The sequence below is a fragment of the Citrobacter sp. Cb023 genome (assembly GCF_030336805.1).
GTDB lineage: Bacteria > Pseudomonadota > Gammaproteobacteria > Enterobacterales > Enterobacteriaceae > Citrobacter > Citrobacter braakii.
The window spans coordinates 167,970-182,922 of record NZ_JAOWCV010000032.1; the positions used below are offsets into that span (position 1 = coordinate 167,970).

Annotated in this window: 13 protein-coding genes; 6 read left to right on the forward strand and 7 right to left on the reverse strand. The window is 54.1% G+C overall.

Annotated features, from left to right (window positions below; genetic code table 11):
• Window positions 1-166: 166 nt before the first annotated feature.
• From lldD to OGW44_RS07290, 4 genes are all read right to left on the reverse strand, one after another.
• Window positions 167-1,357 carry an FMN-dependent L-lactate dehydrogenase LldD gene (gene lldD, locus OGW44_RS07275; protein WP_016154962.1) on the reverse strand — a complete coding sequence of 397 codons (1,191 nt, stop codon included), beginning with the start codon at window positions 1,355-1,357 and terminating at the stop codon, window positions 167-169.
• Window positions 1,354-2,130 (reverse strand): transcriptional regulator LldR, encoded by a 777-nt coding sequence (gene lldR / locus OGW44_RS07280; RefSeq protein ID WP_003024170.1) that lies wholly within the window; start codon window positions 2,128-2,130, stop codon window positions 1,354-1,356. The genes lldD and lldR overlap by 4 nt, the downstream gene beginning before the upstream one ends.
• Window positions 2,127-3,782, reverse strand: coding sequence for an L-lactate permease (gene lldP / locus OGW44_RS07285; protein ID WP_016154960.1), 1,656 nt, complete (start codon window positions 3,780-3,782; stop codon window positions 2,127-2,129). The genes lldR and lldP overlap by 4 nt, the downstream gene beginning before the upstream one ends.
• A gap of 262 nt (window positions 3,783-4,044) precedes the next feature.
• A complete protein-coding gene (locus OGW44_RS07290; protein ID WP_016154959.1) occupies window positions 4,045-4,407 on the reverse strand; it encodes a YibL family ribosome-associated protein in 363 nt (120 codons plus the stop codon).
• 292 nt (window positions 4,408-4,699) lie between these two features.
• On the opposite strand from OGW44_RS07290, the gene OGW44_RS07295 reads away from it, so the two are divergent.
• Entirely contained in the window at window positions 4,700-4,906 is a 207-nt protein-coding gene (locus tag OGW44_RS07295; RefSeq protein WP_016154958.1) for a hypothetical protein, read from the forward strand.
• 12 nt (window positions 4,907-4,918) lie between these two features.
• Here the strand turns inward: OGW44_RS07295 and mtlR are convergent, their stop codons facing one another.
• The 3 genes from mtlR to mtlA form a co-directional block, all read right to left on the reverse strand.
• Entirely contained in the window at window positions 4,919-5,509 is a 591-nt protein-coding gene (gene mtlR, locus OGW44_RS07300) for a mannitol operon repressor MtlR (protein ID WP_005120486.1), read from the reverse strand.
• The gene (gene mtlD, locus OGW44_RS07305; protein ID WP_016154957.1) at window positions 5,506-6,654 is read right to left on the reverse strand and encodes a mannitol-1-phosphate 5-dehydrogenase; all 1,149 of its coding nucleotides are present in this window, start codon (window positions 6,652-6,654) and stop codon (window positions 5,506-5,508) included. The genes mtlR and mtlD overlap by 4 nt, the downstream gene beginning before the upstream one ends.
• A 220-nt stretch (window positions 6,655-6,874) precedes the next feature.
• A complete protein-coding gene (gene mtlA, locus OGW44_RS07310; protein WP_016154956.1) occupies window positions 6,875-8,791 on the reverse strand; it encodes a PTS mannitol transporter subunit IICBA in 1,917 nt (638 codons plus the stop codon).
• 533 nt (window positions 8,792-9,324) lie between these two features.
• Between mtlA and OGW44_RS07315 the strand changes: the two genes are divergently transcribed.
• From OGW44_RS07315 to selB, 5 genes are all read left to right on the forward strand, one after another.
• The gene (locus tag OGW44_RS07315; protein WP_016154955.1) at window positions 9,325-9,687 is read left to right on the forward strand and encodes a DUF3302 domain-containing protein; all 363 of its coding nucleotides are present in this window, start codon (window positions 9,325-9,327) and stop codon (window positions 9,685-9,687) included.
• Between the two features lie 2 nt (window positions 9,688-9,689).
• On the forward strand, window positions 9,690-10,826 hold the full coding sequence (locus tag OGW44_RS07320) for an HlyD family secretion protein (protein WP_016157740.1): 1,137 nt from the start codon (window positions 9,690-9,692) through the stop codon (window positions 10,824-10,826).
• Window positions 10,827-10,896: 70 nt separating this feature from the next.
• Window positions 10,897-11,505 (forward strand): glutathione S-transferase, encoded by a 609-nt coding sequence (locus tag OGW44_RS07325; protein WP_016157739.1) that lies wholly within the window; start codon window positions 10,897-10,899, stop codon window positions 11,503-11,505.
• 98 nt (window positions 11,506-11,603) lie between these two features.
• Window positions 11,604-12,995 carry an L-seryl-tRNA(Sec) selenium transferase gene (gene selA / locus OGW44_RS07330; protein ID WP_016154951.1) on the forward strand — a complete coding sequence of 464 codons (1,392 nt, stop codon included), beginning with the start codon at window positions 11,604-11,606 and terminating at the stop codon, window positions 12,993-12,995.
• A complete protein-coding gene (gene selB, locus OGW44_RS07335) occupies window positions 12,992-14,836 on the forward strand; it encodes a selenocysteine-specific translation elongation factor (protein WP_185654913.1) in 1,845 nt (614 codons plus the stop codon). Before selA ends, selB begins: the two co-directional genes overlap by 4 nt.
• Window positions 14,837-14,953: the final 117 nt, after the last annotated feature.

A 14,953-nucleotide genomic window follows, 5' to 3' on the forward strand; every position in this document is an offset into this window, starting at 1 on the left:
TATGTATAAAATGCTGTTGTATTAGCTTGTCTATACATTTGGCAGGTGGATAAAAAGTTGTCAAATATATTGGTTGTAAATGTTAACTACTCGTTATTTTTGGATAAAAAATGGTCGGGCTGAAAACAGACCGACCATTCAGAAAATGGGGTTTACGGGGATGTTGTTACGCTGCGCTACCCTGGACCAGAGGTGCCAGCGCGGCAGGCAGGCTCTTACCCAGTTCCTGTACCAGCGAATCACGGCTGATTTCGCTAATCGACTTCGCACCGGTCAGGGTCATCGCCACCTTCATCTCTTTCTCGATCAGGTTCAGCAGATTCGCCACACCGGCCTGGCCGTGGGTCGCCAGCGCGTACAGATAAGCACGCCCCAGCAGCACGCTATCCGCGCCCAGCGCTATCATGCGTACAACGTCCAGACCATTGCGGATCCCGCTATCAGCCAGAATGGTAATATCGCCTTTCACCGCATCGGCAATGGCGGGCAGCGCACGAGCTGAAGACAGCACGCCATCTAACTGACGGCCACCGTGGTTAGAGACAACGATACCATCCGCGCCAAAGCGTACGGCGTCGCGGGCATCTTCAGGGTCGAGGATCCCTTTGATCACCATCGGACCATCCCAGAATTCACGGATCCACTCGAGGTCTTTCCAGGAAATCGACGGATCGAAGTTATTCGCCAGCCAGCCGATGTAATCTTCAAGGCCGGTGGGTTTGCCCAGATAAGTCGAAATATTGCCTAAATCATGCGGGCGACCGTTCAGACCAACGTCCCATGCCCACTGTGGATGAGTGACTGCTTGCCAGTAGCGACGCAGTGCCGCATTTGGGCCGCTCATACCGGAATGGGCATCACGGTAGCGTGCGCCAGGCGTTGGCATATCGACGGTAAAGACCAGCGTGGAGCAACCCGCCGCTTTGGCGCGCTCCAGTGCGTTACGCATAAAACCGCGATCGCGCAGCACATACAGCTGGAACCACATCGGACGCTTGATGGTCGGGGCGACTTCTTCAATCGGACATACGGACACTGTGGAAAGCGTAAACGGAATGCCTTTGGCATCAGCGGCGGCGGCGGCCTGAACCTCGCCCCGGCGTGCGTACATGCCGCATAAGCCGACAGGCGCGAGGGCTACCGGCATGGAGAGTGTTTCGTTGAACAGCTTGGTTTCCAGGCTCAGGTCAGACATATTCTTCAGTACGCGCTGGCGCAGCGCCACCTCTGACAGGTCTGCCACGTTACGGCGCAAGGTGTGCTCGGCATACGCCCCGCCGTCAATATAGTGGAACAAGAAGGGGGGCAGGATGCGCTGGGCTGCGGCGCGATAGTCGCTGGCTGCTGAAATAATCATGTGTTGTTCTCCCTGCTATTCTCACCAGGATCACCGGGCAGGCGAGTTATACGCGCCTGCCGGGCCTGATCTTCATCAAATCGTTTAATTGTGGTGTGGACAAAACTGAGGTGCGCCATCATGGCCTTACGCGCCCCGTCGGCATCCCCGGCAACAATGGCGTCCAGCACGGCCTGATGCTGCGCCGTCAGTTGAGAAAATACGGGCGGTACCAGGTACATACGTTGGCGGCTCTGTTTTACCGAAGACTGCAGGACGTCGAAGAAACCGCGCATGGTCTGCAACAGCACCACGTTGTGCGAGGCTTCCGCAATGGCGAGATGAAAGCGAACGTCAGCCTGCGAGGCGAGATCCGGATCTTCGCTTTGCGTGGCCTCGAAACAGAGCCTGATTTTCTCTTTATCCGCGGCGGTGGCCCGCATGGCTGCGTGCCAGGCGGTACTGGCTTCGATGGCGTGGCGGGCCTCCAGAATATCGAAACTGTAATCAGGATCGTCCGCCAGTAGGGTTTTCAGCGGCTGAACGATGTTTTGTTCAGACCAGGCCTCATGCTGCCAGCGGATAAACGTCCCGCCGCCACGACGGCTAATCAGTACGCCTTCACTGACCAGTTTTGCTAACGCCTCGCGCAGCGAGTTACGCGATACGCCGAGCTGTACGGCCAGTTGGCGCTCAGCGGGCAACTTCATGCCCGCCTCCAGCTGTTGTTCTTCAATCAGCGCCCGCACACGAGATGCGACTTCGTCTGACAGGCGTCTGGGCATCACTATCATGGAATCATCCAGGTTAAGACATAGGCCTGCAGCGTGGTAATCACACCCACCATGCAGGTGAAAATCAGGCTGTGTTTCACGGTAAAGCGGAACAGGTCAGACTCTTTCCCCACTAATCCCACTGCCGCACAGGCGATAGCGATAGATTGCGGCGAGATCATCTTGCCGGTCACGCCGCCGGTGGTATTTGCCGCCACCATCAGAACATCCGAAACGCCGATTTGCTGAGCAGCCGTAGCCTGCAGGGCGGCAAACAGTGCGTTTGATGAGGTGTCGGACCCGGTCAGAAATACCCCCAGCCAGCCGAGGAACGGTGAGAAGAAGGTAAACGCGCTGCCGGTGTGTGCCAGGGCCAACGCCAGGGTTGATGAAAGCCCGGAGTAGTTTGAGATAAACGCGAATGCCAGCACCATTCCGATGGAGTAAATAGGTAATGCCAGATCTTTCAGCGTGCTGCCAAAAGTCTGCAGCGCTGCGGACGGCTTCATCTTCAACCAGACGATAGACAGCAGGGCGGCAAACAAAATCGCGGTACCGGTTGCGGAGAACCAGTCAAATTTATACACCGCCGCGTAGGCTGTGGCTTCGTGTACGACCGGCGGCATACGGGCAACCAGCTTATCGAGGTACGGAACCGGAATATTGACCACCCAGTGGTACATCGCGCCGCCTGGCGCAAACAGCGCTTTAAACGGGGGTACGCTCCACAGCGTGACGGTGGCGGTCAGGAACAGGAACGGAGACCAGGCGCGGACCACCTGTCCAGCGGTATAGTGGGTGCGAGCCAGCGTCTGATCGACCTGTGAAGCGCCCATATCGCCAAAGCGGAAGATGCGTACCGGCTGCCAGCGTTTCAGGAACAGCGTCAGGCAGACCAGCGAAACCAGAGACGAGATAATGTCCGGCAGTTCCGGCCCGATAAAGTTAGAGCTGAGGTACTGCGCGATAGCAAACGAGCCGCCAGCGACCATCACCGCAGGCCAGGTCTCTTTTACGCCGCGCCAGCCATCCATAATCGCCATAATCCAGAACAACACGATAATGGTCAGGAACGGTAACTGACGGCCCACCATCTGACCAATCTCGAAGCTATCCAGCCCGGTAACCTGACCGGCAACCAGAATCGGAATGCCCATTGCGCCAAAAGCGACCGGAGCGGTGTTTACGATCAGACACAAACCTGCCGCGTACAGAGGATTAAAGCCCAGACCAACCAGCAGTGCGGCGGTAATCGCTACCGGAGCGCCAAATCCTGCCGCCCCTTCGAGGAATGCCCCAAAGGAGAAACCGACAATCAGCATTTGCAGACGTTGGTCCGGGGTAATCGAGAGTATTGAGGAGCGGATGATGTCGAACTGCCCGGTTTTCACCGAGATTTTATAGACGAATACCGCGGCGATAATGATCCAGGCAATTGGCCACAGACCATAGAAGAAGCCGTACACCACGGAAGCCAGAGCGTGATCGACCGGCATTTTGTAAAACAGCAGGGCGACCGTCAGAGCGATCACCACCGTCCATGACGCCGCAACATAGCCTTTCAGCTTGAGCTTAATCAGGGCGAAGAAAAAGAACAGGATAGGGAGCGATGCGATCAGACTGGAAAGCCAGATGTTACCGGCCGGGTCGTAGTTCTGTTGCCAGAGATTCATTGCAGGTCTCCTGGGGGCCGCCGACATAATGGAATGAGTCTGTGCTCATCTCCTGGTCACATTATGTGTAAAAGTGGCCCTGCCAATATTGTTGTGTAGGGGTAATGACAATGAATGGTTAATCAAATGTTATTTATTGGCAACGGTATTGTACTCACATTTTAATGAAATGTGAGGTGCTGGTAGGATCTGGCTGAAATTGGTAGGGCCAATTGCGAGGAGAAGGGAAGGACCGGGCAAGCGAATGTTGCCCGGTGGGAGATCAGAACTCGCTCTTCGCGAAGCCCGTCATCTCTTTCAGGCCCATTTCACGGCCAAGCTCGGTCATCGGGTGAACGACGATCAGGCCGCGCACGCTCTTCTTCAGCTTGCCCATGTCGGCCTGTTCTTTTTTGGTGATAGCACGACGGAAAGGAAGTTTCGCCAGCTTTTGCGCTTCTTTGCTCAGCTTCTGGCCGTGGACGTCACGCAAACGCGCGATCTCGGTTTCCAGCGTTTCTTTCTCTTGCTCCAGCTCGGCATATTTGTCGGCGGCTTCAACCAGGGACAGGTCTGCCTGCTGGTGGCGGATAGCGTCCAGACGATCGCTCAGGCGTTTAATTTCGTTTTTTTCGACTTCTTTCATAGGATAGCTTCTGATAAAAATAGGATGAATATCCTATAGTATGCGCGCAGAGCGGGATTATTCACAACTAATCGAAGATAAATAATCAAATGTTGCAAGTATTATTCAGCTAATGAAAATACTACTATTTTGATTAATAAGGAATTTTAAGTGATAAGGTCGGCCGTGGTGCTTTTTATTGACGGGTTCATAGTGAAGCACGTTTTCCTCAATATAATCGCCCAACCGATCCTAAACTTAAATGAGCAACCGCGCAGGCTGAGCGCGGTTAATACATGGAGGAGGGAAGATTATGGCGAAAATAGGTGAGAACGTTTCGGCCCTTATTGATAAGACGGTCGATTTTATGGCTTCAAGCCAGGCTTTTCGCGAATATCTGAATAAAACACCACCGCGCAACGTTGTCCCTACTGAAATACCGCAGGAGAATGCGCAGCTGTATCTGCAACGTCTGGCGTATTATCGGCAGCTGTATCGACCGCAGCAGGAAGAGAAGTAAGCCTGCAGGGTCTTATTTTTGAAAGGCTTTTTTTAAGCTGATTTTAGAAATCAGCTCGGTCAGGGAAAGTACCATCGTGGAGCGTACCATCTGCTGGTAGCGCTGAATCTGCATTGCGTGCAAACCTGAGTCTGAGGTATCAAACTGCGGTGGCGGCGGGAGTGCCGTCACGCAGTGGAGTTCGCCAAACGGGCCAAGAATTTCGTCGTCGGTGAACGCGTATTCATTACCGTCATGGTTTAACTCTTCCCGCAGCGCCATCAGAAGCTCCGCATCTTCATACTCCGGCCGGCTGAGTACGCCCAGACCGTAAATTAGCTTCAGACGAACGGAAAGATCGCCCAGCGGACCGTCGCCGTCGAGCAGGGGTTCTACGGCATATTTTACCGCATAGTCATCTTTGCGAAATACCTGAAGCACAAGGATATTCACCGCTTCGGTGAGCAGTTCTACGGCGGTGATGAGGAAGCTGCGTACGGTTTTGCCAGCATTCAGACGCTCAAGCACACGATTTTCAAAGGCCTGCGTTTGTTCCATTATTGCCTGCATATCTGACAATCTGTCATTTGGGCGCAGGCTGACCTGCGCCACATTCTCTATCATTTGGTTGCGTTATATGCGTTAACCGCCTCCGCCACCACATCACTGTTGGCATCCAGACCGGAAACCTGCGCCAGCGCGGCCTGTGGACCTTTTTCGTCAATCAGCGCGGCCAGTTCCTGGGCCTGCGGATCTTCTTCACTGCGATAGTGCATCGCTGCAGCAATACCGGTGACCAGATTCGCGTGCGGCAGGCCATACTCCAGCGTGCCCAGCAGCGGTTTAATCAGACGGTCGCCCGCGCTCAGTTTACGCAGCGGCTGACGCCCCACGCGCTCAACGTCATCTTTCAGATACGGGTTTTCAAAGCGACCGAGGATTTTCTGAATGTATGCCGCATGTTTTGCTGCATCAAAGCCATAGCGTTTGATCAGTACCGCGCCGCTCTCTTCCATCGCACCTTTTACCACTGCACGGATTTTCTCGTCGAGAATCGCGTCACGGATGGTCTGATGACCGGTCAATTTTCCGAGGTACGCGGTTATAGCATGCCCGGTGTTCAGCGTGAAGAGTTTACGTTCGACAAATGCCATCAGGTTATCAGTTAATTCCATTCCCGGGATGTCAGGCAGTTCGCCTTTGAACTGTGTTTTGTCGACAATCCACTCACTGAAGGTTTCGACGGTGACTTCCAGCGGATCGTTGGTCGCAGAAGCCGAAGGGGGAACAATGCGGTCCACGGCGGAATCGACGAAGCCAACATGTTCTTCAACCCAGGATTTGTCTTCATCTGCCAGCGCGTTCATAACGTGGCCTTTCAACTGGGTGGTTCCGCGCACCATGTTTTCACAGGCGATAATATTCAGCGGAGTGGCGATGCCCTGCGCCTTGCGTTTAACCAGCCCTTTGGCGATGGCCGGAGCGATACGCTCAAGCACGACCGGACCGACGGCGGTAGTGACTAAATCTACGTGGGCAATCAGGTCGACAACATCATCGCCGATGCTGCTTACGGCGTTGACGCCGGAAACGGTATCAACCTGCTCGTTTTCACCCACCACATGAACCTGATAGCTATGACGGGCATTCAGGGCATCGAGCACGACCTGGTTTACATCCGCGAACGTCAGTTGTATCCCCGCGTCCGCCAGCAGTTTGCCGATAAAGCCACGACCGATATTACCTGCGCCAAAATGTAATGCTTTCATAGTATTAACCTTCATTAATGATTTTACCCAAGAGGGCTGGGGTGAGGCGTTTCCCTCAACCTAACCCTCTCCACAAGGGAGAGGATATCGCCTTCATATTTCGAACTGCAGATGCGTTGGCTCTCCTCGCTCACCCCAGTCACGTACTTATGTACGCTCCTGGGGATTCGCTGCGTTGCCGCCTTTCTGCAGCTCGAACTATTTTGGAGATACTTAATGGTTAAGCTTTTTTACCAGCCAGCAGTTCCAGAACTTCATCCACGCTGGTGGTATGGGCCAGACGTTCGATCACGGATTCGTCATCCAGAGCGTTGGTCAGGCTGGTGATCACCTGGATATGTTCATTGTTACGTGCGGCGATACCAATGACCAGGCGGGCAATGTCGTCTTCTTCTTCACCGAAGCGCACGCCTTCTGGGTACTGGCAGAACACCACGCCGGTTTTCAGCACGCGGTCTTTGGCTTCAACCGTACCGTGCGGCACTGCGATGGACTCACCGAGGTAAGTCGGGGTCAGTTTTTCGCGGTCCAGCATCGCCTCGACGTATTCTGGCTCAACGTAGCCGCCTTTCACCAGTTGCTCACCGGCAAAGCGAATCGCTTCTTCTTTGTTAGTGGCTTTACGGCCGAGGAAGATATTCTCCGCACCCAGTTTGAACAGGTGGGTATCACCCTCTTCAAAGCTGTCTTTCAGGTGATCGCGGACTTTCTCTTCGTTCACGTTGTGGCGCTGTGCTGCAACCAGACGTTCGGTCAGGCTGGCGTACAGGCCGCTGTCGAGGAAGTTGGTCAGCGAAATGTGCTGTGCCTGAGGCACCTGGCGCATCGCACGTTCGGTCAGGTCACGGTGAGTAATGACCAGATCGACATCCGGCGGCAGATTGTTAATCGCGCTGTTGGTGACGGAAATCTGAGACAGACCGGCATCCTGCACTTTCTTGCGCAGTACGCCCGCACCCATGGCGCTGGAGCCCATACCCGCATCGCAGGCAACGATGATTTTACGCACATGGCTCAGGTCGTTAGTCACGTCGCCAGCCGCCAGCGGAGATGCACCTTTGGATTCCGCTTTCATGTCGTGCATACGACGAGTTGCGGCATCAATGTCATCATCTTCTTTCACTTTGCTGGTTTTCAGCAGAATGGCTGAGACGACAAAGGAGACAGCCATTGCGGCACAGATAGCAGCGATGTTCGCGAAGTAAGCACCCTTCGGCGTCATTGCCAGCACGGCCAGGATAGAACCCGGAGAAGCCGGAGAAACCAGGCCGCCGTTCAGGATAGTCAGGGTAAATACGCCAGTCATACCGCCGAGGATAACGGCCAGGATCAGACGCGGGTTCATCAGCACGTACGGGAAGTAAATTTCGTGGATACCACCCAGGAAGTGGATGATAGCCGCGCCGCCTGCGGACTGCTTAGCGCTGCCGCGACCGAAGAACATGTATGCCAGCAGAACGCCCATACCCGGACCCGGGTTAGCTTCAATCAGGAAGAAGATGGATTTGCCCATCTCGTGGGACTGCTGAATACCCAGCGGTGAGAAAATACCGTGGTTGATGGCGTTGTTGAGGAACAGGATTTTCGCCGGTTCAACGAAGATAGACGCCAGCGGCAGCATGTCATGGACAACCATGAAGTTAACGCCTGCCGCCAGGATTTTGGACAGTGCTTCAACCAATGGGCCAATGCCAAGGAATGCCAGAATGGCGAGGATCATCCCGATGATGCCTGCGGAGAAGTTATTCACCAGCATCTCAAAACCGGACTTGATCTTACCGTCTACCCAGTTGTCGAAATGTTTGATAGCCCAGCCGCCCAGCGGACCTGCGATCATCGCGCCGAGGAACATTGGCATATCGGCACCGACGATAACGCCCATGGTGGTGATAGCACCCACCACGCCGCCACGCTCGCCGCCAACCAGCTTACCACCGGTATAACCGATCAGCAGCGGCAGCAGATAGGTGATCATTGGGCCGACAAGCTTCGCCAGCGTTTCGTTCGGCAACCACCCTGTCGGAATGAATAATGCGGTGATAATACCCCACGCGATAAACGCGCCGATATTTGGCATCACCATGTTACTGAGGAATCGACCAAAGCTTTGCACTTTGATCTTAATATCGGATGACATAAAAACACCCCTTCTTATGTTTGCTGTCGCGCAGGCTAAAAGCCCGAGGTTTGTTAATGTAGCGGCAGGAGGTAGCCGGACCCTGTAGATACTGCGAAATCTGGCACTGAATCGTTCAACTGTCCAGTCGACGGCTTTTTATGTGACGTTTGTCACGTAAATATAGGGTGTATGGCGTTAGTTAATGTGATTTTCATCACAAAATATCGGTACAAAAAAACATCACAGGTCAAAGATTGTCTAAAAATGGGCGTTAAGTGTGAAGTTGTTCACGTTTTTGCTTTGGCTGTTTGTTGAGTATTTGTGATCTACTTCGCAATAAATATTTGTCTGGATTTTTCCTGGTGTGATCTGGAGCGGATTCTGTTTCATCACCTATTTCTTGCAACTACCCCGCAAGCCATCAACCTGAAAATTTATACCCTGGTGGTATGGCGGAAATGACTAACTGCAATTATGTTCAAATTACCAGCCATGACTCCTTTCGGCTGCCTGCAATTGAAAGCTCTGATTAGCGTGAATACGAGGCGGGTATGTTTCTAAACTATTTCGCGTTAGGTGTGCTGATCTTCGTTTTTCTGGTTCTGTTTTACGGAATCATCGCCATCCATGATATTCCCTATAACATGGCTAAGAAGCGCAACCATCCCCATGCCGATGCCATCCATACGGCGGGTTGGGTGAGTTTATTTACGCTGCATGTTATTTGGCCCTTCCTGTGGATCTGGGCCACGCTCTATCAGCCAGAACGAGGCTGGGGAATGCAGTCACACATCACTCCGTCCGGGAAGGAACCTGACCCTGAAATTGCCGCGCTGGCCGCGCGCATCACCCAGTTGGAAAATAGACTGGATGGGGAGAAAAAAAACGATAACTCCACCTTTCCGGAGATTTGATCATGGACTTGTTGATTGTCCTGACCTATGTGGCATTCGCCTGGGCCATTTTTAAAATATTCCGTATTCCGGTAAATCAATGGACGCTTGCTACCGCCGCATTAGGTGGGGTGTTTATTGTGGCGGGACTGATTTTATTAATGAACTATAACCACCCGTATACCTTTACGGCGCAAAAGGCGGTTATTTCAATTCCTGTTACCCCACAGGTCACCGGAATTGTTAGTGAAGTGACAGATAAAAATAATCAGCTGATTAAAAAAGGCGAGGTGTTATTTAAACTCGATCCCGTTCGTTATCAGGCGCGGGTCGACAGGCTACAGGCCGACCTGGTGACCGCTACGCACAACATCGACAATATGAAAGCGCAGCTGTCTGAAGCCGTAGCCAATACCACCCGCGTTTCCGCTGAACGAGATCGCCTGTATAAAGATTATCAACGCTATTTGAAGGGTAGTCAGGCGAAGGTTAATCCATTCTCTGAAAGCGACATCGACAATGCCCGGCAAAACTATCTGGCGCAGGATGCGCTGGTCAAAGGCTCCGTTGCTGAACAGACGCAGATTCAGAGCCAGTTAGACAGTATGGTCAATGGAGAGCAATCTCAGGTTGCGTCTCTGCGCGCCCAGCTCGCTGAAGCCAAATACAATCTTGAGCAGACTATCGTACGTGCGCCCAGCAACGGTTATGTAACACAGGTGCTTATCCGGCCCGGGACCTATGCCGCCGCGCTGCCTCTGCGCCCGGTGATGGTATTTATTCCGGAACAAAAACGGCAAATCGTGGCGCAATTCCGCCAGAATTCGTTGCTGCGCCTTAAACCGGGTGATGAAGCGGAAGTGGTCTTCAACGCGCTGCCAGGCCAGGTATTCTCCGGCAAGCTTACCAGCATTCTGCCGGTTGTTCCGGGCGGTTCTTATCAGGCGCAGGGAGCATTACAGTCCTTAACGGTGGTGCCGGGTACCGATGGCGTGCTGGCCACGATTGAGCTGGCTCCCAATGCCGATGTGGATGCGCTGCCGGACGGTATCTATGCCCAGGTGGCGGTCTATTCCGACCATTTCGCTCACGTTTCAGTGATGCGAAAAGTGCTGCTGCGCATGACCAGTTGGATGCATTACCTTTATTTGGATCATTGAGACCGTCATCACCTGCCATTTGCACTGACCTGAGCCATACTGATATTTTTGTTGGCAAAAAGGACCCGGCATGAAACTCATTGGCAGCTATACCAGCCCTTTTGTGCGTAAAATTTCTATTCTGTTACTGGAAAAGGGCATCACTTTCGAATTTGTGAATGAACTCCCCTATAACGCAGATAGCGGCGTGGCACGCTATAACCCGTTAGGAAAAGTGCCCGCGTTGGTTACCGATGAGGGCGAGTACTGGTTTGACTCTCCGATCATCGCGGAATACATAGAACTGCTGGATATTGCGCCAGCGATGCTGCCGCGTGAACCACTGGCGGCGCTGAAGGTACGCCAGTTGGAAGCGCTGGCCGATGGCATTATGGATGCCGGTTTAGTCTCGGTACGCGAACAGGCTCGCCCCGCCGCGCAGCAGTCAGAAACCGAACTGTTACGCCAGCGAGAGAAGATTACCCGTAGTCTGGATATGCTGGAAGGTTATCTGGCGGAGGGTACGCTGAAAACGGATACGGTTAACCTGGCAACCATTGCGATTGCCTGTGCCGTCGGTTATCTCAATTTCCGTCGGGTTGCGCCCGGCTGGTGTGTTGATCGCCCGCGTCTGGTCAAACTGGTGGAAACGCTCTTTCAACGCGAAAGTTTTGCCCGTACGGAACCGCCAAAGGCTTGATACACATTATACTCGCCTAAGCAAAGTCACGGTACAATCCTTCCTATATCGATATCCCTCTCCACGGTGGAGAGGGCCACCAACAGCCAGGCCCTTTCATGACAACCGACATGCGTTCACTCTACAGCCAGCTTCCTGCGATCGATCGTTTATTGCGCGATAGCGCCTTCCCAGCTTTACGTGAGTCTCACGGTCATACCCGGGTGGTTGACCTGCTGCGTCACATGCTCGACGAAGCCAGAGAAGCTATTCGCGACACGCACGCGCTCCCGGCATGGTGTGAGGACTGGGCGCAAGAGGCCTGCGCCCGGCTGGAACGAGAATCGCAAAGTGCGCTGCGTCCGGTGATTAACCTGACCGGAACGGTGCTGCATACCAATCTTGGTCGCGCATCGCAGGCCGAAGAAGCGATCGAGGCGGTGGTGCAGGCGATGCGCACGCCGGTGACGCTGGAATACAGCCTGGATGATGCCGGGCGTGGACATCGGGATCGGGCCCTGGCGGATTTACTCTGCCGTCTGACGGGGGCGGAAGACGCCTGTATCGTCAATAACAATGCGGCAGCAGTTTTGCTGATGCTGGCGGCCACGGCTAACGGCAAAGAGGTGGTCGTTTCACGCGGAGAACTGGTAGAAATTGGCGGCGCATTTCGTATTCCGGACGTGATGTGTCAGGCCGGATGTATTCTGCGCGAAGTGGGTACCACCAACCGGACCCACACGAAAGATTATCGTCAGGCGGTAAATGAAAACACCGGTCTGCTGATGAAAGTACATACCAGTAATTACAGCATCGAAGGCTTTACGAAGTCGGTGGATGAGGCAGAGCTGGCCACTATTGGCAAGGAGCTGGATGTTCCGGTAGTGGCGGATCTCGGCAGCGGCTCGCTGGTTGATCTCAGCCAGTATGGATTACCGCAGGAGCCGATGCCGCAACAGCTGATTGCCGCTGGCGTTAGCCTGGTGAGCTTCTCTGGCGATAAATTACTGGGAGGGCCGCAGGCAGGGATTATTGTCGGTAAAAAAGAGATGATCGCGCGCTTACAGAGCCATCCGCTGAAACGTGCATTACGGGCTGATAAAATGACGCTGGCTGCGCTGGAAGCGACGCTGCGGCTCTACCTGCACCCGGAAGCGCTGGCAGCGAAGTTGCCGACGTTACGCCAGCTCACCCGCTCGCAGGAGGCTGTCCACGCGCAGGCACAACAATTACAGGCACGGCTTGCTGATCATTACGGCGACGAATTCGCCCTGAACGTTATGCCTTGTTTATCGCAGATAGGCAGCGGTTCGCTACCTGTTGATAGGCTGCCCAGCGCGGCATTAACCTTTACTCCACATGACGGGCGCGGTAGCCGCCTCGAAGCACTGGCCGCCCGTTGGCGTGCGCTGCCCGTGCCGATCATTGGGCGAATTTATGATGGTCGCTTATGGCTGGATCTGCGCTGCCTTGAGGACGAGACCCGGTTTATGGAGATGATGCTGAAATGATTATTGCAACCGCCGGACACGTTGACCACGGAAAAACAACGTTATTACAGGCGATTACCGGCGTGAATGCCGACCGTTTGCCGGAAGAAAAAAAGCGCGGCATGACCATCGATCTCGGTTATGCCTACTGGCCGCAGCCGGACGGAAGGATTCTGGGATTTATCGATGTTCCCGGACACGAAAAGTTTTTGTCCAACATGCTGGCGGGTGTCGGCGGGATCGACCATGCGCTGCTGGTGGTGGCGTGTGATGACGGCGTGATGGCGCAAACGCGTGAGCATTTGCAAATTCTGCAACTGACGGGCAACCCGCAGATCACCGTGGCGCTCACGAAAGCCGATCGCGTGGATGACGATCGCATCAACGCGGTACGTACTGAGGTGCATACTGCGCTTGAAAACTATGGATTCGCCGATGCGGTTCTGTTCGTGACGGCGGCCAGTGAAGGTCGTGGAATCGAAGAACTGCGCGATCATTTACAGCAATTAACGTCGCGCGAGCATGCCCGCGATCGCAGCTTTCGCCTGGCGATTGACCGTGCCTTTACGGTCAAAGGCGCGGGTCTGGTGGTGACCGGGACGGCGCTTAGCGGTGAGGTGACTGTTGGTGACACGCTGTGGCTCACGGGCGTCAACAAACCGATGCGCGTACGTAGCTTGCATGCGCAAAATCAGGCCACCGATCACGCGCAGGCGGGGCAACGTATTGCGCTGAATATTGCCGGTGATGCACAAAAAGAAGAGCTTAACCGCGGCGACTGGCTGCTGTCCGATGCACCGCCAGAGGCGTTTACCCGCGTGATTGTCTCTTTAGAGCATGCCGCGCCGCTGATGCAGTGGCAACCGCTGCATATTCACCACGCGGCCAGCCACGTCACCGGCAGAATCTCCCTGCTTGAAGGGACGCTGGCGGAACTGGTGTTTGATACACCGCTCTGGCTCGCCGATAACGACCGTCTGGTGCTACGCGATATTTCGGCCCGCACGACGCTGGCTGGCGCGCGTGTGGTAACGCTCAATCCGCCGCGTCGCGGGAAGCGTAAGCCGGAATATTTGCAATGGCTGGCAGCGCTGGAGAAGGTACAGAGTGACGGCGAAGCTCTGGCGCTGCATCTGACGCGCGGGGCGGTGAATATTCCTGACTTCGCCTGGGCGCGTCAGCTCAACGGCAACGGTATGCGTCCGTTGATTGAGCTGCATGGCTTTATTCAGGCGGGATACAGTCTGTTGAATGCTGCCGTTGCAGCGCGCTGGCAGCGGAAAGTCCTTGATACGCTGGCAACGTACCACGAGCAGCACCGTGATGAACCAGGACCTGGGCGAGAACGCCTGCGCCGTATGGCTTTGCCGATGGAAGATGAAGCGCTGGTCCTGCTGCTGATTGAAAAGATGCGTGAGAGCGGCGCCATCCATAGCCATCATGGCTGGCTGCATTTGCCGGATCATAAGGCCGGTTTCAGCGAAGAGCAGCAGGCTATCTGGCAAAAAGCAGAACCGCTTTTTGGCGATGAGCCGTGGTGGGTGCGCGATTTGGCAAAACAGACGGGCACAGATGAGCAGATGATGCGTGTGGCGTTACGACAAGCAGCGCAGCAGGGCATCATCACCGCGATCGTCAAAGATCGCTATTACCGTAACGATCGGATTGTGGCCTTTGCCAATATGATCCGCGAACTGGATCAGGAGAAAGGATCGACCTGTGCTGCCGATTTCCGCGACAGGCTTAACGTTGGACGAAAATTGGCTATCCAGATTCTGGAATATTTTGACCGCATTGGTTTTACGCGTCGCCGGGGAAATGATCATTTATTACGCGATGCTTTGTTGTTTCCCGAAAAGTAATGAAACAATTAATTCAGGAATTAAATGAATTAATACAAAATAAATATTGATTGAAATAAGCACATTAGATTATGAACCTAATGTGCTTTTTAATTGTGGGTGTTATTAAAATAACAA